This is a genomic window from Bacillus sp. FDAARGOS_1420, from assembly GCF_019344915.1.
Classification (GTDB): Bacteria; Bacillota; Bacilli; order Bacillales; family Bacillaceae_G; genus Bacillus_A; species Bacillus_A mycoides.
This window is the reverse complement of record NZ_JAHWJB010000001.1, coordinates 261,591-285,898: the sequence shown is the minus strand read 5'-3', so window position 1 is coordinate 285,898 and position 24,308 is coordinate 261,591. Positions and strand designations below refer to the sequence as shown.

The 24,308-nt window shown below is 35.2% G+C and carries 20 protein-coding genes; 13 read left to right on the top strand and 7 right to left on the bottom strand.

What is annotated here, in order from left to right; all coding sequences use genetic code 11:
• Window positions 1-24: 24 nt before the first annotated feature.
• The gene (locus I6L50_RS01665; protein WP_219300228.1) at window positions 25-447 is read left to right on the top strand and encodes an NUDIX hydrolase; all 423 of its coding nucleotides are present in this window, start codon (window positions 25-27) and stop codon (window positions 445-447) included.
• Between the two features lie 37 nt (window positions 448-484).
• Here I6L50_RS01665 and I6L50_RS01660 read toward each other — a convergent pair whose 3' ends face one another.
• The 3 genes from I6L50_RS01660 to I6L50_RS01650 all read right to left on the bottom strand — a co-directional run bounded on the left by I6L50_RS01660 (window position 485) and on the right by I6L50_RS01650 (window position 4,922).
• Entirely contained in the window at window positions 485-2,368 is a 1,884-nt protein-coding gene (locus tag I6L50_RS01660) for a vWA domain-containing protein (protein WP_219300226.1), read from the bottom strand.
• A 3-nt stretch (window positions 2,369-2,371) separates the two neighbouring features.
• Entirely contained in the window at window positions 2,372-3,265 is an 894-nt protein-coding gene (locus I6L50_RS01655; RefSeq protein WP_000892986.1) for an ATP-binding protein, read from the bottom strand.
• A gap of 127 nt (window positions 3,266-3,392) precedes the next feature.
• Window positions 3,393-4,922: a cardiolipin synthase gene (locus tag I6L50_RS01650; RefSeq protein ID WP_113937895.1), complete on the bottom strand. Its 1,530-nt coding sequence runs from the start codon at window positions 4,920-4,922 to the stop codon at window positions 3,393-3,395.
• Window positions 4,923-5,266: 344 nt separating this feature from the next.
• Between I6L50_RS01650 and I6L50_RS01645 the strand changes: the two genes are divergently transcribed.
• Window positions 5,267-5,590, top strand: coding sequence for a hypothetical protein (locus I6L50_RS01645; protein ID WP_016097214.1), 324 nt, complete (start codon window positions 5,267-5,269; stop codon window positions 5,588-5,590).
• 728 nt (window positions 5,591-6,318) lie between these two features.
• Window positions 6,319-8,022 (top strand): putative bifunctional diguanylate cyclase/phosphodiesterase, encoded by a 1,704-nt coding sequence (locus I6L50_RS01640; RefSeq protein WP_219300224.1) that lies wholly within the window; start codon window positions 6,319-6,321, stop codon window positions 8,020-8,022.
• A gap of 31 nt (window positions 8,023-8,053) precedes the next feature.
• Here I6L50_RS01640 and I6L50_RS01635 read toward each other — a convergent pair whose 3' ends face one another.
• Window positions 8,054-9,451 carry an amino acid permease gene (locus tag I6L50_RS01635; RefSeq protein ID WP_219300222.1) on the bottom strand — a complete coding sequence of 466 codons (1,398 nt, stop codon included), beginning with the start codon at window positions 9,449-9,451 and terminating at the stop codon, window positions 8,054-8,056.
• A 438-nt stretch (window positions 9,452-9,889) separates the two neighbouring features.
• On the opposite strand from I6L50_RS01635, the gene treR reads away from it, so the two are divergent.
• The 3 genes from treR (at window position 9,890) to treC (ending at window position 13,845) form a co-directional block, all read left to right on the top strand.
• A complete protein-coding gene (treR, locus tag I6L50_RS01630) occupies window positions 9,890-10,600 on the top strand; it encodes a trehalose operon repressor (protein WP_219300220.1) in 711 nt (236 codons plus the stop codon).
• Between the two features lie 142 nt (window positions 10,601-10,742).
• Window positions 10,743-12,170, top strand: a complete 1,428-nt coding sequence (gene treP / locus I6L50_RS01625) for a PTS system trehalose-specific EIIBC component (protein ID WP_219300215.1) — start codon at window positions 10,743-10,745, stop codon at window positions 12,168-12,170.
• A gap of 13 nt (window positions 12,171-12,183) precedes the next feature.
• Complete coding sequence (gene treC / locus I6L50_RS01620; protein ID WP_219300213.1) at window positions 12,184-13,845, top strand: alpha,alpha-phosphotrehalase; 1,662 nt, start codon at window positions 12,184-12,186, stop codon at window positions 13,843-13,845.
• Window positions 13,846-13,878: 33 nt separating this feature from the next.
• On the opposite strand, the gene I6L50_RS01615 is transcribed toward treC, so the two are convergent.
• The 3 genes from I6L50_RS01615 to gerKA are packed head-to-tail and all read right to left on the bottom strand — an operon-like array spanning window position 13,879 to window position 17,573.
• Window positions 13,879-15,003, bottom strand: a complete 1,125-nt coding sequence (locus I6L50_RS01615; RefSeq protein WP_219300211.1) for a Ger(x)C family spore germination protein — start codon at window positions 15,001-15,003, stop codon at window positions 13,879-13,881.
• A complete protein-coding gene (locus I6L50_RS01610) occupies window positions 14,984-16,090 on the bottom strand; it encodes a GerAB/ArcD/ProY family transporter (protein ID WP_219300209.1) in 1,107 nt (368 codons plus the stop codon). The genes I6L50_RS01615 and I6L50_RS01610 overlap by 20 nt, the downstream gene beginning before the upstream one ends.
• Window positions 16,071-17,573, bottom strand: coding sequence for a spore germination protein GerKA (gerKA, locus tag I6L50_RS01605; RefSeq protein ID WP_219300207.1), 1,503 nt, complete (start codon window positions 17,571-17,573; stop codon window positions 16,071-16,073). Before gerKA ends, I6L50_RS01610 begins: the two co-directional genes overlap by 20 nt.
• Window positions 17,574-17,723: 150 nt before the next feature.
• Here gerKA and I6L50_RS01600 point away from each other — a divergent pair, with 150 nt between their 5' ends.
• The 7 genes from I6L50_RS01600 to I6L50_RS01570 all read left to right on the top strand — a co-directional run bounded on the left by I6L50_RS01600 (window position 17,724) and on the right by I6L50_RS01570 (window position 24,122).
• Complete coding sequence (locus tag I6L50_RS01600; RefSeq protein ID WP_219300205.1) at window positions 17,724-18,410, top strand: CPBP family intramembrane glutamic endopeptidase; 687 nt, start codon at window positions 17,724-17,726, stop codon at window positions 18,408-18,410.
• Window positions 18,411-18,433: 23 nt separating this feature from the next.
• Window positions 18,434-19,405 (top strand): phosphotransferase enzyme family protein, encoded by a 972-nt coding sequence (locus tag I6L50_RS01595; RefSeq protein ID WP_219300203.1) that lies wholly within the window; start codon window positions 18,434-18,436, stop codon window positions 19,403-19,405.
• 159 nt (window positions 19,406-19,564) lie between these two features.
• The gene (locus I6L50_RS01590) at window positions 19,565-21,025 is read left to right on the top strand and encodes an alanine/glycine:cation symporter family protein (RefSeq protein WP_002029764.1); all 1,461 of its coding nucleotides are present in this window, start codon (window positions 19,565-19,567) and stop codon (window positions 21,023-21,025) included.
• A 10-nt stretch (window positions 21,026-21,035) separates the two neighbouring features.
• Window positions 21,036-21,890 carry an amino acid ABC transporter ATP-binding protein gene (locus tag I6L50_RS01585; protein WP_307896958.1) on the top strand — a complete coding sequence of 285 codons (855 nt, stop codon included), beginning with the start codon at window positions 21,036-21,038 and terminating at the stop codon, window positions 21,888-21,890.
• 12 nt (window positions 21,891-21,902) lie between these two features.
• Window positions 21,903-22,733 (top strand): glutamine ABC transporter substrate-binding protein GlnH, encoded by an 831-nt coding sequence (glnH, locus tag I6L50_RS01580; protein WP_219300199.1) that lies wholly within the window; start codon window positions 21,903-21,905, stop codon window positions 22,731-22,733.
• An 87-nt stretch (window positions 22,734-22,820) separates the two neighbouring features.
• Window positions 22,821-23,477 carry an amino acid ABC transporter permease gene (locus tag I6L50_RS01575; RefSeq protein WP_061673994.1) on the top strand — a complete coding sequence of 219 codons (657 nt, stop codon included), beginning with the start codon at window positions 22,821-22,823 and terminating at the stop codon, window positions 23,475-23,477.
• On the top strand, window positions 23,478-24,122 hold the full coding sequence (locus tag I6L50_RS01570) for an amino acid ABC transporter permease (RefSeq protein WP_201034707.1): 645 nt from the start codon (window positions 23,478-23,480) through the stop codon (window positions 24,120-24,122).
• The last annotated feature ends 186 nt before the right edge of the window (window positions 24,123-24,308 follow it).

Genomic DNA, 24,308 nt, shown 5'->3' with positions numbered 1-24,308 from the left:
ATTTTAGGAAGGGAGAAAAGCAACATGCAAAGAGTTGATGTTGTATATGCATTAATACACGATAGCGAAAAAGATAAAATATTAATGGTACATAATATAGAACAAAACGTTTGGTCATTGCCAGGCGGGGCTGTTGAAAAAGGAGAAACGTTAGAGCAAGCACTAGTAAGAGAAGTGAAAGAAGAGACAGGTTTAACTGCTGCGGCAGGTGGACTTGTTGCGATCAATGAAAAATTCTTTGAAGAACCAGGGAATCATGCGTTGTTTTTTACATTCCGAGCAAATATTGTAACAGGTGAACTTGGTGCAGAAGATGAAGAAGAAATTTCCGCAATCGAGTGGGTGGATCGGACAATCGCAAATGAACGATTCCCATTCTACGATGGGGGATTTGAAGCATTGTTAGAAGTAGCCATTCCATATAAATTTCAACCAGAAACACAGTGAGTGAACGAAAAAACAGGAGCCACAAGGCTCCTGTTTTCTATTCAATCGTCTTCAGTAATAGTTTCTTCAACAATGGTTTAATCTTCAGGCGTAAATCTTCAGCATGATTTGCAACTAAGAAGTGATGGTTATAAATGTTCTTCATTAATTGATAAGTTGCTTCTTTCGCTTCGCCTTCTTCGATGAAGATTCCGATTACTTCCATACCACTTTTACGAGCAAGTTTGACAGCTTCATGCGTATCTAAAATACCGTCTTGTTGATAGTCTAGCGCAGAAGGCTCACCGTCTGTAAAGACAAGTAAGAATTTATGTTTTTCTGGTCTTTTCGCAAGCTTTTCGGAAACGATACGAATAATATACCCGTCGCGGTTATCTTCTTCTTCGCGAAGTTGCATAATTTCTGGACCGACGTTTGGTAAGGTTGAGTTTTTATACGTAACAACTTCATGGATAACGTTCGGTTTATCTTCAGGTTTAGCACTAGAAGCATCTTCCCAAAATCCACTAATAGCGTGCGGGATTTTTAAAGATTTTAAAGCTTCATGGAATAGGACCACACTCTTCTTCGTTTCTTCCATTTTGTTATACATAGAACCAGAGCAGTCCACTAATAGTTGGAATGCAACGTCGAGCTCTTGTGATTCTTGTCCTTTTTTATAAAACATACGCGGCTGCTTTTCAGTATAAATACGAAGGAATTTCTTACGAAGCCTTCCGTAATATTTATCACTGTTTGCATTCGTTTTGTTTTCAATTGTTTTTTCGATAATTTTCTTTAATTCTTTTACATCTTTATTAACGACTGATTTGATAGCTTGGTAATCTTTTTTCTCATCAGTATTCGATTTGCGAGCTTCTTTAAATGTATGAGAAGCTCCCACATTATACTTGCCGTATGCACCGTCGTTTTGGCTAGAAGCATGAGACGCTCTTGCTTCCTCTGTATCAGCACCATCAAAGTTAGATTGTGTACTTTTTTGGGAAGTACCTTGTACAGAACCAAGTGCTTGGTCACCATCTTCTGATTCACGAGCAGTATCACCCATCATATTTGTTTTTGTTCCGCTTTCTAAATCAAAGCGTAAAAAGTTCTCGTTTTCATTGTTTTTATTTTCACGGTGCCATGTCGAGAAGCTTTCATCCATTTTGTTTTTGTTATCATCGTCATCTAGGAGCTGCGTATCATCATTTGCTAATTTTTCAGCGCGACTGTCTTTCTCATCTGTAATAACAGATAAATAAAGCGGTGCATGTCCGAAATAATTATTAAGCATATCACTTTCAAGAAGTCCTTCTAAACGATAGCGAATTTTCTCAACAATATACATAATATCTTCCGTATTACGAGCTTGGAATGTTTCATGCAAAATTGATTCAATTTGCTCGAAATATTCATTATTAAACATTTCATATTTATCACTCGTTAATGAAAGATAGCATAGACAAAATAGACGATCACCGTGATAGTTACGAACACGATTTATTTCATTTTGTGAGCCAAAGTAATTGCGATACATTTCTTTTCGGCGTTTAAAAATATGCTTTGTGCCAGGACGTAAATTTTTGACGATTTCCTCAACACGTAAATCTTCTAATAGAACAAATAATTGTGTTAAAAACTTTTTTAGAGGCGATTCTTGTAACTCAATCGCATAAGAACGAATTAAAGTCATGTCCGAGTAATGTTTATTACCAAGTGCCTTTAAGAACACTTCGCTTTTTAATCCGATTACTGTATCCTCTTCTTTTCGATCATCCCAAAAGTGACTAATGACAACCTTTTTTTCAATTTCGTCGTAGTATGCTTTATAGCCATACTCAAGATAGGCATCGTCTTCTTTTAGAAGAGCATACATTAAGTTTTCCATTTGTAGAAACAGCGACGCATCAATTTTTTTGTCACTAAAAATTTGTCTCATGAATTATCCCTCAAAGAAATAACTTTCTGCTAATTCACGGACAGTCATTTGTTCTGTTTCATCGTTTAATTTTGCGATAATACTACGTTCAATTGCACGCATAACAGGAATATATACACCTAAATCACATGCATCGATAATGCCACGAATACTAGCGGCTTCTTCACTTACGCGCCCATCACGAGCTAAAGGCATAAGATCGCTTGCGAATGCAACGAACTTTTCAATTGTTGCAACATCATTTAATTTTGATTCAGATAGTAATAGCTCTTTTAATGTATCACCTTGAATGTAAGGAACTTCAATAATAACGAAACGGTTTTTTAAAGCTTCGTTTAGTTCACTTGTCCCAACATAACCTTCGTTAATCGCAGCAATTACGCGATATTCGTCATCACCGTATACAACTTCTTGTGTAAATGGGTTTGTAATCATTTTACGGTAATCTAATGCGCCGTGAAGAAGTGGTAACGTTTCAGGTTTTGCCATATTGATTTCATCAATATATAAGAAATGACCGTTCTTCATTGCTTTCATAAGAGGACCGTTAACGAACGTAACTTCAGATGCGCCGTCTTTCGTTTGTAATGTGTTGTATCCTAAAATACCTTCCACATCTAAATCGACAGAACAGTTAATGCTATGCATTGGTTTTTGGAATAAAGAAGAAAGAGTTTCTGCTAGTACGGTTTTACCACTACCAGTTGGCCCTTTTAATAGAATGTTTTTACCAAGTAAAAGTGCTGTAATGGCATCTTCAATAATGCTGTTATCAGATGCTTTATATATTTTCTTGCCAATTAAATGTGCATTTTCACCAGCTTCTTGTTTATTCTTTTCATGAATTGTAGAAAGCTGCTGTTTTAAATCAGAATGTATATGAAATTGTTCTAACATGTATTTCCCACCTAACATTATTTTCATAAAGTAATACATCTTATGATAACTTGTTTTAATATGGTATGCAAAGAAAAGGAGAAGGGGGAAATATAAAAGAAAAAGCAATCAATATCACATTGATTGCTTATAGTAAAGGAGAAATGAGTCGCATAAAGGACTCTAATATTCTTTTTTTGATACTTCTTTTTTGGAACGAGTTCCATTTAATTTCATTGGAGTGTTTAAAGTCTTCTTCAAAATCATGTTTAATATCATGAACGGTTTCGGATTCATATAGTACGCTAATAATTTCATAATTCAATTCAAAGCTACGTACATCCATATTTGCTGTTCCAATTGTTGCGATTGTATCATCAACGAGTACAATTTTTGCATGCATAAATCCATCTTTATAACTGTAAATAGAAGCACCAGCTTTTAAAAGTGGAGTGAAATAGGATTGAGATGCTTGATCGCTAATAATACTATCACTCTTACCAGGATATAAAATACGTACATCTATGCCAGATATTGCACTTAGGCGTAATAATGTTAAAGTTTCTTGATCCGGAATAAAGTATGGTGTAGCGATCCAAATAGATTTTTTGGCTGAGCCCATAATAGCTAGTAATGTATTACGAATACTTTTATCATCTGAGCTTGGTCCACTTGCTACAATTTGCACCGCACCTTCTGCATCCGGAATTTCTTTTCCTGGGAAGTATTGTCTATTCATAAATTGATCCCAAGAATAAGTATTCAATCCACTAGACGCATAAAGCCAATCTTCTAGAAAGATGGCTTGTAATTTATACAATGCTTTTCCTTCTATTTTTAAATGACTATCACGCCAAACAGGGAATTTTTTTGAGCGACCAAGATATTCATCACCGACGTTGAGCCCTCCGGTAAAACCAATTTCTCCATCTACAATGACGATTTTACGGTGATTACGATAATTAACTGTCTCGAGTAACCAAGCTGAAAAAATAGGGTCAAATTCGACAATTTCAATTCCAACTTTTTTCATAGGTTGTAAAAATCGTCGTCTTAACGTATTACTTCCGAGTCCATCATAAAGGAAGCGTACAATAACACCATCTTTTGCTTTTTGTATTAAAGCATCGCGTACTTTTTTACCAATCTCATCAGATTTATAAATATAGTATTGAATATGTATGTGATGTTTTGCATTCTCGATTGCGTTCAAAATTTCTGAAAAGGTTTGATCACCGTTTGTTAAAAGTTTTGTTGTCGTTCTATCCGCGGCAGGCCCGCCTCCGAATTTTTGTACGACTTCTGTTAAATGTATAGAACGTTCATGTAATGGGACTGTGAGTGATAATTCTAGTCGTCTTCCTTCTAATATTTCGCGGAATAATTTTCTTTGTTCTTCTGAACGATGAAGATGTTTTTTTCTTCTCCAACGGCTACGCCCGAAAATAGAGTATAAAAGTACACCTACAACAGGAAGAAGTGCTAATACTAAAAACCACGCTAAGGTGCTTTGGGGTGATCTATTTTCGATAAAAATAACGAATGAAATTCCTACGATTGTGATGGACCATAGAGCACCAACAAACGTATATAAAGAAATAACCGATGTATTTAATAGGAAAAGAACGATAGATACGATTGTAAATATTAATAATAATTGAACGATAGGTTTCTTCATTTCTATATAATTCCTCTAATCTTTCTTAAATATAGACTTCTTAAATAGAAGATATAATCTGACATCCTTATTATAAAGTGTTTTGTTTTTTTTACAAAATATAGACATTTGTCATATACTTTCCGCATTTGTCCTACATACAGTATATTGTTACGTTGTTATCCCACTATTTGCTGGTTAATGATCAGTGTAGGAGGGACAAAAACCTTGCCTCTTATATAGGAAAGGGAATGAGGTTTCTTTCCTGGATTTGTAGCAGGTGCATTATGAAGCCCAGGATAGGGTTATCCATATTACGCGAATTCTTCTTATTAAGGTGAGGAAATGGAAAGGAGAGGGGAATAATGAATTATATAGAAAATAATGGATTGTATTATCGTCATAATCATGGAGGGCACCATCATAATGGCGGACATAATCACCATGGTGGGCACAATCATTATGATCATCATCATCATCACGGTGGTGGATGGGGCTGGGGTGGAGGCTCGTGGGGCGGAGGATTTTTCCCAGGAAGTTTTGCTGGAGGCATGTTAGGTGGGCTTACAGCTGGCGCATTAACGGGTGCAGCAGGTGGAGGCTACTATCCAGCACCGTACCCAGTAACGTATCCAGCACCATATCCAATGCCATACCCGGGTTATCAGCAAATACCATATCAGTATTAAACTAAAAAAGAGGATATCCTCTTTTTTAGTTTAATACTTTATTTATAAAATATTTCCAAAAACAAGGTGAAAATATGTTAATATGTTGTTATTATAATTCAATATGTTAAATGAAAATTTTGGCTTTATCCCGCTATTTGTGGGTAGTAAACCCCCCACTGATTAAAGTTTCACTTTATATTAGTATTCGTGAATCGTTGCATTTTGTATATTAATCTCTATTTCATTATGTATCGGCAGTTAGATTTACATCTTAACATTTAATGAAATAAAAGAGGTTAGGTGTGAGGTCGTATTAGTAGGGAGCAGAGGCTAATAGTGATGAAATTGTCACTTTACAAATTCAAAGAATGTAAGAGAATACTGTATAATAAGCTTAGATAAGTAGAGAGATGAGAAGCTTCTACTATAATTAAAACAGCACCATATTGCTTTTTTTTATAAATAATATTATGTTATTTTAATCGGCCTATTTAGAAAAAAATTGTGATTTATCCCGCATTAACGGGCAGTAAGACTCCCACCTCAAAATTCGGTGAATGTGAGGAAGTTAGGTGGGAGATAAAAGCCCGATTGGTGAAGGCTAATAATCAGTGGGGGATGGACACCCCCCACTGATTAAAGTTTCATTTTATGTAAAGGCGTATTGTTAGAAAATGAAATATCTCTATTTCTATGAAGAGAAACGAGTTGTGTTTTAGTCAGATAGGAAGCAAGGAGAGGTGCGCATGCTAGAACAAAGAGGTCATGCATTATATGACTCTTCATTGCAAGATTTAAAATTAGCATTAGATGAGTCTTCAATTGTTGCTATTACAGACCGAAATGGTCTTATTACATATGTGAATGATAAATTTTGTAAAATCTCAAAATATAAAAGAGAAGAGTTAATAGGAAAAGATCACCGTATTTTAAATTCCGGATATCATCCGAAAGCATTTTTTCAAATCCTATGGAAGCGTATTTTGAGTGGGAAAGTTTGGACGGGGGAAATTCGAAATCAAGCAAAAGATGGTACGTATTATTGGGTTAAAACAACAATTGTTCCATTTTTAAATGAAAAGGGAGAACCTTATCAATTTATTGCAATTCGAAATGATATAAGTAGTAGGAAAGAAGCAGAACAAAGATTACGATTAAGCGAAAGTCGTTATAGGGAACTTGCTTATCATGATGCGTTAACAAGTTTACCGAACCGTTTACAGTTAATTACGACTGTAAATAAGATGATTGCAGAGAAAATAGAGTTTGGCATGATTTACTTTGATTTAGATCGTTTTAAATTAGTGAATGATACGTTAGGTCATATGATAGGAGATTTACTTTTAAGCGAAGTTGCTTCACGGTTGCATTATGTGCTAGGAGAGAAAGATGTTCTAGCTAGGCTTGGTGGCGACGAATTTGTACTGTTAACAAAAACTCATACACATGATGAGATGAGGCAGTTAGCGACATCCGTGTTGTCATGCTTTCAAGCGCCATTTATGCTTGAAGGTCATGAAGTATATATTTCAGCTAGTCTAGGACTTTGTTCCTATCCGCAAGATGGAAAAGACGTTGAAACGTTATTAAAAAATTCGGATTTAGCCATGTATAGTGCGAAAGAGCAAGGAAGAAATGTGGCGTGCTTCTTTACAGATGAATTACGTGCGAAAATAAACCGTAGAATGAAAATAGAATTTGCTTTGCAAAAAGCGATTCGTGACGAAGAATTAAAAGTGGCATTACAACCCATTATTGATTTGAAAACAAAGAAATGTACTGGTATTGAGGCTTTAGTACGCTGTAAGACAGAAGAAGGTCCTATTTCGCCAAGTGAATTTATCCCTGTAGCTGAAGAGTGTGGACTTATTATAAAACTAGGAGACTGGGTACTAGAAAAGTCATGTCGACTGTTTAAAACTTTACCAGATTATCAAGAGGGACTGAAGTTATCTGTTAATTTATCAATACAACAATTGATGCAAAAGCGATTTATTTTATCTGTTCGTAGTATATTGAAGCGAACAGGGTTTCCGCCAAATCGTTTAATATTAGAAATAACAGAAAGTATAGCTGTACGTCATTTTGATTATATTATTGCTACATTACAAGAATTAAGAAGTATGGGAATTTTAATTGCTTTAGACGATTTCGGAACAGGGTATTCCTCATTATATTATTTAAAACAACTACCACTTGATATTGTGAAAATTGATCGTAATTTTATTCGTGAGTTTCATTATGATCATGCACAACCAGAGCGAACGATTGTAAAATCGGTTATTGAAATCGCCCATAGTTTAAATTTATTAGTGGTTGCTGAAGGGGTAGAAACGGTAGAACAAGAAAGTTTATTAAAATCAATGAGTTGCGACTTTGTACAAGGTTTTTATTATGCGAAACCGTTAGATATAGGGGAACTAAAAGAAAAGTTATTAACTGATTTTTAATAAAAAAAGAGAAGCGAAAAGCTTCTCTTTTTTATTGTTTTTTTTGTGAATCTTTCATTAAAACTGGATAAAGAATAAGACCTAATACAAACAAACCAATGCCTAAGAAGAATGTTTTTAAATCAGCAGTTCCCGTTTTAATAACCCATAAGGAATATAAAAATGCTAATGCAGTAATGATCCCATCTTTTACTCGAGATCCAGGCATTATATCATACGTTTCCCCCGTAATAACTAATTTTAACTGGTACAAGGTAGAAACGAGGTACGGGATTAAATATGCTAATGTCGCTACAACAATAGCGAAATTATATGCTTCTGAAACAGTACCAGAAATCGTTGAGAATAAGAAAATTTGCGTCATCACATTTGTAATAAATAATGATTTTGAAGGACTACCTTTTTTATTTGTTTTACTGAAAAACTTAGGGAAAAGTCCATTTTTAGCAGCCTGGTAAGGTACTTCTGAGCTAACAACGATCCATCCTACAGTAGAGCCGAATAAAGATACGAGTGCGAGTAAGGCCATTATATAAGCGCCTTTAGTACCAATTGCTAGATTTAATGCATCTACTAATGGTTTTTGAGACTCTTTTAAAGCGTCTTGTGGAAGAGCGCCCATTGTTAGTAGAGTAATTGCCATGTAAATAAGAAGAGCGATGATTAATCCGAAAATCGTAGCTTTCTTAACATCGTGTTGAGATTTTGCACGGTTAGAGAGCATAACTGCTGACTCAATACCGATAAACGCCCAAAGTGTTGCAATAGCAGCGGAATTTATTTGTCCACCCAACGAAATAGGTTGTCCAGCTTCATTCATAAATGTTTGACCGTCCCCGAAATTAGAGGCATTGAAAATGAATAATGTGATTACAATAAACATTGTAAATCCGATGATTTTTGCGATTGTTGCAAGAAGGTTCATATTTCCTGCTCTATCAATATTTTGAGAAAGAATATATTGAATTCCCCATAGCATCATACTACATACTATGAAGGTTAAAGCTTTTCCAAGTTCTAATGAAAATCCGTTTGTTGAAAAGAGAATTTGCTTACTTTGTAAAACTGGGAAGAATGTTGATAAATAGCCTGCAAAGGAAATAATTACAGATGCTGTAGCAGCCCAGTTAGCAGCCCAGTATCCCCAAGCCATACTATATCCTGCAACTTTACCTGTCTTTTGAGAAGTAAACATTGCTTGGGCGTAACTTTGTGGTCCTGCTTTTAATTCTGGTTTACGAATTGCTAAATTTCCAAATACGAGTGCAATCATAAATACACCAAGTCCTGTAATACTCCATGCCAGTGTAGATCCCATTGGACCTGATACGTGTGCTAAATTTGCTGGGAGCATAAATACGCCACCGCCAACCATATTCCCGATAACAAAAGCTGTTAAAATCCATAATCCCCATTTTTTCGTTTCCATTTTTGTTAACTCCTTTGTAGTAAGTTTTGCTTAAACATCATTTTTTACTAGCATTTTTGGCAATAAAAAAAGAGCCATGTAGATAAAAAATACCTACATGGCTCTTTGCCAAAGCGTAGGTACAACGGGAATAACCCTTGTACCTACGCGTAATTTTTCCGCTAGGTTTCAAGGGTTAAGTATGATGATGATGTTTTTGTGCAAATGTAACTACAGTTGTATAAGTAAGCATAGTTCTTTGCTCCCTTTCTCCTCTGATTTTGAAGTTAGTATACTACATGTTTTTTTGAATGAAAAGAAAAATTTATAAAAATACGTTTTAGAGACTAAATATTTACCTATAGTTTTCTTGTACTGGAAAATAAGTGAGAGATTGGCAGAAGAGTATAGCGTGGTATAATACATATAGAACTAGAAGGTGACAAGGGGCTATTGTAGATGATGAGTAAGTATGAACAAATTTATACAGAAATCAGCAAGTCTATTGATAATAAACAATTAAAAGAAGGATGTAAAATTCCATCAGAAACGGAATTAATGAAGCAGTATGAGGCAAGTAGGGGTACTGTAAGAAAAGCTGTAGATTTATTGCAAGAGCGTGGATATGTTCAAAAAATACACGGAAAAGGTGTTTTTGTATTAAAGCGCAAAAACATTGAATTTAACTTTGGTGGTATTGTAAGTTTTCAAGAAGAAAATGAACGTTTAGGACGTCATTGTATTACAGAAGTCGTGGAAATAGAGAAAATGAAAGCGACACAAGATATAGCAAAGCTATTAAACGTGAAAGAAAAAACGGAAATAGATCATATTAAACGTGTACGAAATATTGATGGAGAAAAAGTAATTTTAGATATAAACCATTTTGTATCGGAATATATTCCAGGATTAACGAGAGAAATTGCAACTACATCGATTTATAAATACATTGAGAAAGAATTAGGGCTACATATCAGCTATTCACAGCGGGTAATTGAAGTACAACCATGTACAGATGATGACCGAAAGTATTTAGATTTAAATGGAACAGACTATGTTGTCGTTGTAAAAAACTTTACTCATTTATACGATGGGAGTCAGTTCGAATATACGGAATCACGTCACCGCTTAGATATTTTTCACTTTTCGGATGTGGCGCGAAGAAAATAAAGAGATGGAGCGAAATAATCGTTCCATCTCTTTATTTATAAAAAAAATCATCAACTTATATATACGAGTGTTGACTAACTTATATATACGAGTTAATATGTAAGTGTAAACGGTATCAAAAAAAGAAAAGAGGGACGGGAATATGGGGAAAGACTATCGTAAAACAGCAGAAGAAGTGTTGCAGTATATTGGTGGGAAAGACAATATTGAACAAGCTGCGCACTGTGTAACGAGGCTACGTATCGCTTTAAAAGATGAAAATAAAATAGATAATGATAAATTACAGTCTGTTTCATTAGTAAAGGGAGCGTTTCATAACGCTGGGGTATTTCAAATTGTAATTGGTCCAGGTGATGTCGATCGAGTATACGCTGAATTGATAACGCTTGCAGGTATGGAAGAATCGACAGTAGCTGACGTAAAAGGTTCAGGGGATAAAAAATTAAATCCAGTTCAAAAGTTTGTAAAAGTATTTTCAGATGTATTTATGCCGATTTTGCCAGCAATTATTACGGCCGGTTTACTAATGGGGATTAATAACCTGTTAGGGGCAAAGGACTTATTTTTTGATGGGAAAAATTTATTAGAAGTATATCCGAACTTAGGTGGGCTTTGGGATTTAATTAATATGATGGCCAATACAGCATTCGTATTCTTACCGGCACTTGTTGGTTGGTCAGCAACGAAGCGCTTTGGTGGTAGTCCAATACTAGGGATTGTTATGGGATTAATGCTTGTGCATCCGGCCTTATTAAACGCGTGGGATTATGGAAAAGCAGCGACTGGCTTAGAGGGACAAAAGATTGAGTACTTCGATATTTTAGGGCTATTCCAAATTGAAAAGGTAGGGTATCAAGGTCAAATTTTACCCATTTTAGTAGCAGCATTCGTATTAAGTAAAGTTGAAATCTTCTTAAAGAAACATGTGCCAAACGCAATTCAATTATTAGTTGTACCAATTACAACAATCGTTGTAACGGGTGTGTTAGCGTTAGGAATTATCGGTCCAGTTACACGTCATATTGGCGATTTATTAACGGCTGGATTAGTTGGCGTATATGAAACGGTACCAGTAGTTGGAGCAGTATTATTTGGAGCATTATATGCACCGCTCGTAATTACAGGAATGCATCATATGTTTATTGCAATTGATTTACAGCTAATTGCACAGCACGGCGGTACATTTATTTGGCCGATGATTGCTCTTTCTAACATTGCACAAGGTAGTGCGGCACTAGCGATGTTCTGGATTTCTAAAAATCAAAATGATAAAAGTATGGCATCAACATCAGCAATCTCAGCGTACTTCGGTATTACAGAGCCAGCGATGTTCGGTGTGAATTTAAGAAATAAATTCCCGTTCTATGCAGCGATTATTGGGTCTGCTATAGCAGCGATATTTATTACATTAAATGGTGTATTGGCACCAGCAATCGGAATTGGCGGATTGCCAGCATTTATTTCTATCATTCCGAAATCGATTCCAATGTTTATTGTAGGGATGATCATCGCAGTTGTAATCCCATTTACGTTAACATGGTTATTTGCGAAACGAGTAAAACAGAAGTAGGAGGAAATTAAGCATGAAGGATTGGCATAAAAGTGTAGTTTATCAAATTTATCCGAAGAGCTTTAATAGCTATTACAATAAAGAAACCGGTGATATAAAAGGGGTTACAGAGAAACTAGATTATTTAAAAGAACTCGGAGTAGATTATATTTGGTTAACACCGATATACCGATCACCACAAAATGACAATGGATACGATGTAAGTGATTATTACAGCATTGATCCATCTTACGGGACGATGGAAGAGTTTGAAGAGCTTTTAAAAGAAGCGAAAGTACGTGACATTGAAATCATGCTTGATATCGTTGTAAATCATAGTTCAACGGAGCATAAGTGGTTTAAAGAAGCAAAAGAAGATAAGAATAGTCCGTATCGAAATTATTATATTTGGCGTGATGAAAAGAATAATTGGCAGTCTAAATTTGGAGGATCAGCTTGGAAATATGATGAGAAAACAGGGCAATATTTTTTACATCTATTTGATGAGACGCAAGCTGATTTAAACTGGGAAAATGAAAAGCTTCGTGAAGAAGTGTACGATATGATGCGCTTTTGGTTGGAGAAAGGTGTAAAAGGATTCCGCCTCGATGTTATTAACTTAATTTCAAAAGATCAAAGATTTTTAAGTGATGAAGGCACCACGGCTACAAGTGATGGGCGTAAATATTACACAGATGGTCCGCGCGTCCATGAATATTTACAAGAGATGAGCCAAAATGTTTTTGAAGGGAAAGATGTAATTACAGTTGGAGAAATGTCATCTACGACAATTGATAATTGTATTAAATATTCGAATCCTGAGCGCAATGAACTAAGCATGACGTTTAGTTTCCATCATTTAAAAGTAGATTATCCGAATGGTGATAAGTGGACGAAAGCTGATTTTGATTTCATTAAATTAAAAGAAATTATGTCTAATTGGCAAATTGAAATGCAAAAGGGCGGAGGATGGAATGCGTTATTCTGGTGTAATCATGACCAGCCTCGTATCGTTTCACGGTTTGGTGATGATGAGAAGTACCGAAATGAATCTGCGAAAATGTTAGCGACAGCTATGCATATGTTGCAAGGAACGCCTTACATTTACCAAGGTGAAGAAATCGGTATGACGAATCCTAAATTCGAGTCCATCGAGCAATATCGTGATGTGGAATCGTTAAATATATATGATATAAAGCTAGAAGAAGGATTATCAAAAGAAGAGATTATAGGGATTTTAAAACAAAAATCTCGTGATAATTCACGTACTCCGATGCAGTGGAATGGAGAGGTGAATAGTGGTTTTACAACAAGTACACCTTGGATTTCAGTGGCTGAAAACTTTAAAGAAATAAACGTAGAGAAGACATTAGAAGATAAAGAATCTGTATTTTATCATTATAAAAAGTTAATTGAACTTAGAAAAAAATACGATATAATTACAGACGGAAAATATGATGTTTTAGATGAAAATCATCCTAACATTTGGGCGTATACACGTACTGTAAATAATGAAGTATTACTTGTTATAAATAACTTCTACGGAGAAGAAATAACGTATTCTGTACCAGTTCATGTTCAATTGGATTGTATGAAACAAGAAGTAGTAGTATCAAATTATAAAGATCCAAGCAGAGATATTACAAATCTTAACTTAAGACCTTATGAATCAATAGTATATCGATATACAAAATAAAAAGGTTGTATGCCCGCGGGGCATACAACCTTTTTATTTTAAGACACCGCTATATAAAATGTTCACGTCTACTTCTGGTTTGAATTTTACTTTTGCATAATCTTTATTCCAATTTTTTTTCTTCCATAAATCAGGATGATAAGCGATAAGATGTCTGCCAATCCCAAAAGCATCACAATTTGCTTTTTGTAACTTTTTCGTTATCTTTTGAGCTTCTTTCGTAAGCTGTTTAGACAGTTCTTTATTTAGTTTTTTTCTTTCATCCATCTTGTAAAGATTATCTCTTGGGGCTTCAAGGGCGATTACTTGCAGTTTCAGTTTTAGATGGGCGTAAACATTTCCTTTTTTGTCAGTTGTTATGTTTAATTCTCTTTTTAGTTTCCCATTTCTAATTTCAAATGCTAAATAATCTGCTGTGTTAGAAGAATCACTTCCTGTAAGCTTTTGTGTAATATGTGCGCTGTCCCCCATATTCCCCATTAACAATACGAAGAGTACGGATTGCCGAGAAGGTAAAAGGCCTGTTAATTTATCTTTATTAAATAAGGCTATTCCATTTGTTATAATCTCTTTTCCTTTTAGTTTTATCGAGGGTAGGGTGAAGTCTTTACCAGGGTCTAGCATCTTTGTTACGGTTGTTTCTAAAGTTTCTTTCGGAAAAACACTCATATCTTCTAAGCTTTTGATCTTTTTCTTTAAAAAATCTCCAATTAATAAGTTTCCTACCTTTTTTTTCTCGAGTATTTTAGAAGTTTCGCCATCAACTGCAATAAGCTTTACTAATGCGGTTGGATTCGTTGGGTCGCGAAAAGCAACATCTAAGTATGGAAGTAGACCTTTTTTTTGTATTTTTGTTCCTAACAGTTGTACACCATATTTAAAATAACGAATGTTACCTGTTACGTTTTTTTTTAGTGCATCGCTAGTATCTCGTACGTTATGACCAGTTGCTGAATGTACTTCATTTTCGAATGCAGATTGTTCACCACTTGAGCTCTTTACAAGTTCAATGGTTTGCTGAAGCTTATTTTCTTCCGTAATATCGTAGCCTAGACTATAAGCTAATCGTGCTTCTCTTAATGGTTCTTGATCCCAACAGCCAGAAAGGAATGAACTAGCACATAATATAAAAAATAATTTAACTCTTTTTTTGAACATACTGCTCTCCTTTCTTATTTCTTATTACAGAATAAAGTAGAAATAAAAGAGGGAGGACAACGATGAAAATATAGGTGAATTTATCAGTGAAATTTGCAATGACTTTTAATTGTTCAGGTGTGTCTATAAATAAGGCGACGCTAAAAGAAATAAGTCCAACAATAGGGACAGCTTTTTTATGATTAGCAAGGTTGAATATATGCCCAATTCCGATTGAAGCAGCGCAGTAATAACTAGCAATAGAAGCTACAACAGTTATCATCCAAATTGGTATGAAAATTAAATCAGTCCGATCTACAATCCCAATATGCAAGGAGCGTAACAAGTAAGCAACTGGCTCTGGAATAAGCTCAATTTGCTTTGGACTAAATACGATAAAGCAAATCCAGACGGTAAAAGCATAAAAAAGCGTTACAAATCCATTAGCAATAGAAATCGCTTTTAGTCTTGCTACAGGATTACCATTTACTTTTGGAAAAGCAATAAGAATAATTTCAAAGCCATACATTGCTGTAATTGTTTCTTTAGATGCTTGAATAATATTCCACCATCCAGCCTCTGTAAGTGGAAAAATATAAGAAAAATCAGCTCGTGTGAGCCCAAGTGCAATTAAAAGTGCCATTGGGATAATAAGAATAGAAGCCATGACATAAAATCGTACAATCACTTTAAATGTATTATAGGCTACGTAGCAACAAGCTATTGTAAATAGTATGAGAATTGCAGACCAAGGGGTGGCTTGTAAGACCCATACTTTAATGACGTTACAAGCGTTTAACATGACGGTCATACCGATAAGAGTAAAATAAAAAACATAAAAAAAACCTAATAACTTTCCGATTTTATTACCAAATAGCATACAAACACTTTCATACATATCTGCATCAGGAAAGCGTTTTAAGAAAAGCCACATAAGTATAATAATAAGTTGAATTGTAAGACCAGCGATGAGAGCAGAAATCCACCCACCGCCTTTCGCAATGGGGTGAAGGCGGTTTGGTAAAGAAAGTATACCAACTCCAATTTGGCATTGAATAACGAAAAAGGTAAATTGAACAAGTGAAATTTTACTTTGCGTGTTTGTCACCGTTCTCATCCTCTCTTGTTACATGTTGTCGTTGCATTTTTTTCGGCTTTGGATCATGTGGTCGTTCCCAAAATGACCAAATTGGAAGTCTTACAAAAGAATCTTTCATATCTTTTATTCGCATCGGTGCAAGAGGAGAAAGATATGGTGTATGAAAAGAATGAAGCTGACATAAGTGAACGAAAGTTATAATTAAGCCAAATGAAATCCCTACATATCCGAATATAGCAGCAAGGATCATTAACGGAAAACGAAGAATTCGAACCGCTGAGCTCATGTCGTTTGATGGAACGAGAAAAGATGCAATTGCAGTTAAAGCTACAACGATAATCATTGTATAAGAAACGAGGCCGGCTTTTACGATTGCATCACCAATTACTAAACCACCTACAATACCGATTGTTTGTCCAACGCGGCTCGGCAGACGAATACCAGCTTCTCGTAATAATTCGAAGATCAATTCCATTAAGAGTGCCTCAAAAATCGGAGGAAGCGGTACTTTCTCTAATGAAGCTTTAATTGTATAAACGAGTTCGAGTGGCAACACATCAGGATGAAACGCCACGGTTGCGATATATATAGCTGGTAAGAGAAAAGCGATTAAGAAACTTACTAAGCGGATCATTCGTACGAAGGAACCGACAATCCAGCGGTTATTATAATCATCTGGTGATTGATAAAAAGCAAATAATGTAACGGGAACGATAAGTGCTGTCGGATCTCCATCTGATAAAATAGCAACTCGTCCCTCCATTAAATTAGCAACAGTTCTATCTGGACGCTCTGTATTTAATTGCTGTGGGAATGGTGAGAAAGACGTATCTTCTATAAATTCTTGTATGTAGCCTGGTGGCATGAGTGCGTCTGTCTTAATCGTTTCTAATCTTCTTTTTACTTCTGTGACGAGATCATCATTAGCTATATTTTGCATATAAACAATTGCTACTTTCGTGTGCATCTCTTCACCAAGGATAAAATATTTAACGACTAAATTTGGACTCTTAATTAGTTTCCGTACGGAGGCTAAATTAGTAGCTAAATCTTCTACAAAACCAGAATGTGGTCCGCGTACAACACCTTCATTGTCAGGCTCTTTTATGTCCCTTTTTAAAGATAAAGCTGTTTCAAAAGTACAAAAGCTTTCGACATGTTCATGGAAATACAATGATTTACCCTGTAATAAAAGTTGCACACCATAATTTAAATTTGTTTCTTTTTTCATATTCAATGTAGAAAAAGCTTTTTCTAAAGACAAATCAGATCGAGTTAATAATGGTTCAAGAGCTAATTGATGAAGTAAATTTGGGTCTGCTAAAGATTCGATATATAAGATTGTTCCTTTTCCATTTTGAAAAGGAACATCTAATTTTTTTATATCATCAGAATGGCAGAGCTTATTTTCAATGTAATTAACATTTTCCGAAAGTGATGGAAACATATGCTTCGTTTTATTTTTTTGTTGGTTATTGCTTTGCTCTGTCATAAGGCCCACCCTTTTAGAATTGAATTATCACTGTTAATTTTTGCTTTTTATGAAAAAATTATGCTTATATTCTTTTAAAAAAAGTAGCTTGAAAGTTACGTTACGTCATCTTTTATACTAAAGAAAATAGGATATAGGGGGATGGTGTAGATGACTTTAAAATGTATGTGGGGATGGAAAGAAATTTTATATTTATTTGTTTTCGTATTTCTGATTGTACCAGTAATGATTGAATCTCTTTTTTATGATTATGCTTTAAAAATACTAGGGAACTCATTATATGCTGGAGTATTAATGGGACTTATAATGGCAGTGATATTTACGTTTGTAGTTTATCTTTTTTGCATAAAAAGATATAAACTGTCGTGGAAAGATATTGGAATTCGGAAGCTTTCATGGAAAGATTTCTTGTGGACATTTGTAGCGGTTATTTCTTTGATTGTCGTTAGTATTGGTGTATTAATGATAATGGAGAAACTGGGGATTTCTTTTGAAAATAGTAAAACGGAGACGATCCAAAATGATAAATCAATATATGCGTTCTGTATCGCGGTAATTGGAGCAGCAGTTATATCACCAATCTATGAAGAAATTTTATATCGAGGTGTTTTTTATACGTTTTTTCGTGATAGATATGGCATATGGGGCGGGGTGATTATAAGTTCAATAATATTTACCGTTGTTCATATTCCAACATATAACACATTACCGGTGAATTTTTTAAGCGGAGTAGTATTTGCGTGGTTATATGAAAAAACAAATTCTATTTTATCGGCTATGATTGCACACGCACTATTTAATTTCATAGCAGTACTTCTTACATTTATGTTGAATTAAGAAGATATATAGGAGGGATACAAATGGAAATAGCGGTAGAACGTGTTTTTACGAATGAAATTTTAGCAAGAGCAGCAAAGGCATATCATGTAACGGTGGAAGAAAAGCCACTTGGTGATTTTGAAAATTATATTTTTAAGGCGAAGGGTAAAAATAATGAAGATTACGTATTACGCTTAACTCATTCTTCTCATCGTTCTAAAAAAGAGGTAGAGGCCGAACTAGATTTTTTACGGTATGTTGCGGAGCATGGGGCGAAAGTGGCGGGACCTCTTAATTCAATATCTCAAAATCTTGTAGAAGAAATTGGAGCGGAAGATGGTACTTTCTTTTTTGCGTCTTTATTTACATATGCAAAAGGTGAGCAAGTAAAAGGAGAAGAATCGGCTTATTGGGGAGATGCTTTCTTTGAAGCTTGGGGAAAAGCGATTGGACAACTGCATCGCCTTACAATGGATTATCCTAAAACTGACTACCGTGATACGTGGGAAGAGGATGAAAGTAGCATTGTTAGCGGATTAGAAGATGCGAAGGTGAAAGGGATTGCCACTGTATTAATGGATGAAATAAAGGCTCTTCCAATCGAAAGAGATACGTTTGGCCTTATGCATGGCGATATTCATCCAGGTAATTTTCATTATGATGGAAAAGGGCTAACAATCTTTGATTTTGATGACGCTGCCTATAATTACTTCATTCATGATTTAGCAATGGTTCTTTATTACTCTGTTCTTTTTACACCGTGGACATTGGAGAAAAAGACTGAATTTGCTCGTAAACAGTTACAAGTGTTAAGAAAGGGGTACGAATATGAGCACAGGCTGGCGGATAGTTGGTATGAATCGTTACCGTTATTTTTACGGTTACGTGATATAGGCCTATACGGTACGCTTCAAAAGAAATTTAAGGGGAAAGATATGCCAGAGGATTTTCAAAAGTTATCAGATGAGTTGTATGAAAGAATTATAAAGCAAGAGGCAATAGTGAATATATAATACAGATATAAGGGAACAAAGTATATAAAATAAATATATACTTTGTTTTTTTATACAAAAATATGTTTACTTTATTAAAATAATATTGTTATAGATTCGGTATACACTTATAATTTTATATACATTCTGAATATTCTTTATAAAGGAGGAGGGGGAAAGTTGGAAGCTATCGTAAGTTGGATAAATAATATTGTTTGGAGTCCAGCACTTGTCTATTTATGTTTAGGAGTAGGTCTATATTTTTCCATTCGAACAAGGTTTTTACAAGTAAGACATGTAGGAGAAATGGTGAAGCTTACATTTAAGGGAGAAAAGTCTGATGCGGGTGTTTCTTCGTTCCAAGCGTTAGCACTTTCGTTATCAGGGCGCGTTGGAACCGGAAATATTGCCGGTGTTGCAACGGCTGTTGCCTTTGGTGGTCCAGGCGCTGTATTTTGGATGTGGGCGGTAGCCTTTCTAGGAGCTGGTTCTGCATATGTAGAATCGACGCTTGCACAAATATATAAGACGAAGCATCAAGGGCAATTCCGCGGTGGTCCTGCTTATTACATTGAAAAAGGACTAGGTGTTAAATGGTACGCATTAGTGTTCGTCGCAGCGACAATTCTTGCAACAGGAATGCTGCTTCCAGGTGTTCAAGCGAATAGTATTGCTGTAAGTCTAGAAACAGCTTTTGGTATTAATACTTCTGTATCCGGGGCGGTATTAGTAGCGGCATTAGCACTTATTATTTTTGGTGGAGTTAAGCGAATTGTTAACGTAGCGCAAGTTGTAGTACCGTTTATGGCGCTTGGCTATATTTTAGTAGCTTGTGTAATTGTAGGTATGAATATCGAAAAACTACCAGACGCTTTCATGTTAATTTTAAAAAGTGCATTTGCATTAGAAGCAGCTTTTGGCGGGATTATTGGTTTAGCAATTTCTTGGGGTGTAAAACGTGGTATTTATTCAAACGAAGCAGGGCAAGGAACTGGGGCCCATGCAGCAGCAGCTGCTGAAGTATCGCATCCAGCTAAACAAGGGTTAGTACAAGCATTTTCCGTTTACATTGATACATTATTTGTTTGTTCAGCAACAGCATTTATGATGATTATTACAGGTATGTATAACGTATTTGATGCAAGCGGAAAAAACTTTATCGTCAATAAATTAAATGGTGCACAGCCAGGTCCTGGTTATACACAGGCAGCAGTAGAATCTGTTTTCCCTGGATTTGGAAACGGTTTCGTAGCAATCTCTTTACTATTCTTCGCATTTACAACAATTATGGCTTATTACTACATTGCAGAAACGAATATAGCTTACTTAAATCGTGATAAAGACCGTCCTTGGATGTCTATCGTACTAAAGTTTGTATTCTTAGGAGTTGTATTCTACGGTTGTGTAAAAACAGCAGAAACAGCATGGGCTTTAGGAGATATTGGTGTAGGAATTATGGCATGGGTTAACATTATTGCGATTCTATTATTACAAAAACCGGCATTGATCGCATTAAAGGATTATGAAAAGCAGAAAAAAGAAGGAAAAGATCCAGTGTTCGATCCGCAGAAATTAGGAATTAAAAATGCTGATTTCTGGGAGCATGAATACGGGAAAGACAAGAAAGAAGAAGTATCTTAAGAGAATAGAAATGAAGGAGCAAAGGGAAATCCCTTTGCTCTTTTTTATGGACAAAATGAAGATGAAAGTTATTTTTTTGCCTATTTTTGAATATAAAAAGAATGTACATGCTTTGTTTAGGAGAGGGGGGAGTATGGTGATAGAGTTTCGTAATGTAAATAAATATTATGGTAACTTCCAAGTTTTGAAAAATATTAATGTGCAAGTGAAAAAAGGTGAAGTGGTAGTAGTTGTTGGTCCTTCAGGATCAGGAAAAAGTACATTGCTTCGGTGTATAAATCAGTTAGAGGCGATTACTGATGGAGAGTTAATCGTACAAAATACAGACGTACACAATAAAAAAACAGATATGAATGAATTACGCCGAAATATTGGTATGGTCTTCCAGCATTTTTACTTATACCCACATAAAACAGTTCTGCAAAATATTACACTAGCACCAATTAAAGTAAATAAAACTTCAAAAGAAGAAGCAGAAAAAACAGCGATGGTTTATTTAGAGAAAGTAGGAATCCCGGAGAAGGCAGGTGTATATCCTCATCAATTATCCGGGGGTCAACAGCAAAGGGTAGCTATTGCTAGAGGGCTCGCGATGCAACCGAAAATTATGCTATTTGATGAGCCTACGTCCGCTCTTGATCCAGAGATGATCGGAGAGGTGCTTGATGTTATGAAAGCGCTGGCTAAAGAAGGAATGACGATGGTCGTCGTCACACATGAGATGGGATTTGCACGTGAGGTAGCAGATAGAATTTTATTTATGGATGACGGTCAAATTATCGAAGATACAACACCATCACAATTTTTTGAAAATCCTGAACAAGAAAGAGCACGTCTATTTTTAAGAAGAGTGTTAAATCATTAAAGGGGGAGTTTTATGCTTAAAATGAAAAAGTTGTTTATGTTAATCGTATTTTCATGTTTATTCGTACTTGTCGTTGCTGGATGCGGAAGTAAAAAAGATGAGACGAAAGAAACGAATACGAAACAAGGCGGGACTGTTGAGCAAATTAAGAAGCGCGGGAAGTTAGTAGTTGGAGTGAAGAATGACACGAATTTATTTGGATTGAAAAACCCTTCAACAGGGCAAGTAGAAGGATTCGATATTGATATCGCGAAGGCACTTGAGAAAAAAATTCTTGGTGATGAAAAGAAACTAGAGCTGAAAGAAGTAACGTCTAAAACACGTATTCCGATGCTGAAAAATGGTGATATTGATGCAATTATTGCGACAATGACAATTACGGAAGAACGCAAAAAAGAAGTAGATTTCTCAGATGTATATTTTAAAGCAGGACAATCGTTACTTGTGAAAAAAGGAAGCAATATTAAGAGCATTGATGATATAAAACAAGGCGTTAAAGTATTAGCTGTAAAAGGATCAACATCTACAAATAACATTCGCCAAAAATCACCAGAAGCAACAGTATTAGAGTTTGAGAATTATAGTGAGGCATTTACAGCGTTAAAAGCAGGTAAAGGCGATGTTTTAACTACAGATAATGCGATTCTTTACGGAATGGCAAAACAAGATTCTAATTATGAAGTTGTAGGGAAAATTTTCACGGATGAACCGTATGGAATTGCAGTACAAAAAGGTGCAGACGATTTAACGAAAGAGATTAATAGTTTATTAAAAGATATGAAAGCGAATGGAGAATACGATAAATTGTATGAAAAATGGATTGGTCAAAAACAAGAGAAGTAAAATGAAACTTTATTTCTCGTGATGAATAGTAAGAGTGAGAGGATGAGAGTACTCATCCTCTTCTTGTAAAGAAAGAGGGGAGAATATGTGCCTGATTTTTCTATATTAACGAATAACATTGATATGTATTTAGAAGGATTTAAATATACGGTTATGTCTAGTGTAGTTGCGCTAATAGGAAGTTTTGTTTTAGGAATTGTTATGGCAGTGATGCGAATTTCACCTATTCGTATTTTGAATTGGATTGGCTCTGCCTATGTAGAGTTTGTTAGAAATATTCCACTCGTATTAATTGCATTCATTTTCTATTTTGCTTTGCCTGTAATAGGAATTACTTTCAACGGTTTTGTAGCAGGGACAGTTGCGCTTACAGTTTATACAGCGGCTTTTATTGCGGAAGTAATTCGTGCTGGTATTTTATCAGTCGCGAAAGGTCAAATGGAAGCAGCACGTTCTTCAGGATTAACTTATACGCAAGCGATGTATCATGTCGTCTTACCTCAAGCGATGAAAATCGTCATTCCTCCTCTAGGAAATCAATTTCTCAATTTAGTAAAAAACTCTTCAATACTCGGAATTATTGCTGGAACGGATTTAATGTATCAAGGGGACTTAATTTCAACGAAGACGTTCGTTACGTTTGATGTATATATATTTGTCGGGATGTTTTATTTAATATTAACAATACCGCTAAGTATGCTAGTGCGTTATTTAGAAAAACGCTTGGCAAAGGAGGCGGTATAAATGGATTTTAAAGGAGCGATAACAGGTGATCATATCCTCTTTTTATTAAAAGGATTACTCATAACGTTAGAGGTAGCGCTCGTAGCAATTGTACTTAGCTTTATTATTGGTAGTGTAATAGGGATATTGCGCTATACGAAAATACCTGTCGTCTCACAAATATTAGGCTTTATCGTGGAAGTCATTCGAAATTTACCGCTACTTTTAATTATATTTTTCACGTATTTTGCACTTCCGGAAGCGGGATTGAAGTTAGAAATTATAACAGCTGCAATTGTTGCTTTAACAATATTTGAAGCGGCAATGATATCTGAAATTGTTCGAAGCGGTCTATTATCTATCGAAAAAGGGCAGATTGAGGCTGCAAGGTCTTCTGGATTAACGTATGTGCAAGCGCTTTGGCATATTATTTTGCCGCAAGCATTAAGAAGAATGGTCCCCCCGCTTGTTAGTCAATTTATTTCATTGTTAAAGGATACGTCATTAGCAGTTGTTATATCATTGCCAGAGCTTATGCATAATGCTCAAATTATTAGCGGGCAGAATGTAAATTATATGATTCCGACATTTATACTAGCAGCCTGTATGTATTTTGTTGTAAACTACGGTTTATCAATTTTATCTAGAAGATTAGAAATACGTTAACTCTTACAAAAAAATGTAAGAGTTTTTTCCTTATAAATCCTTTTTTTCCTCAAATTAGTATTGTGAGCTCTTAATATTTGAATTTTTATATTGTTTTATCAGAAAAGTTTTAATTTTATATAGAAATTGTAATCGCTTTCGTGTATATTTTTATTATCAGAAAATTTTAAAAAGAGATAGGGGTAC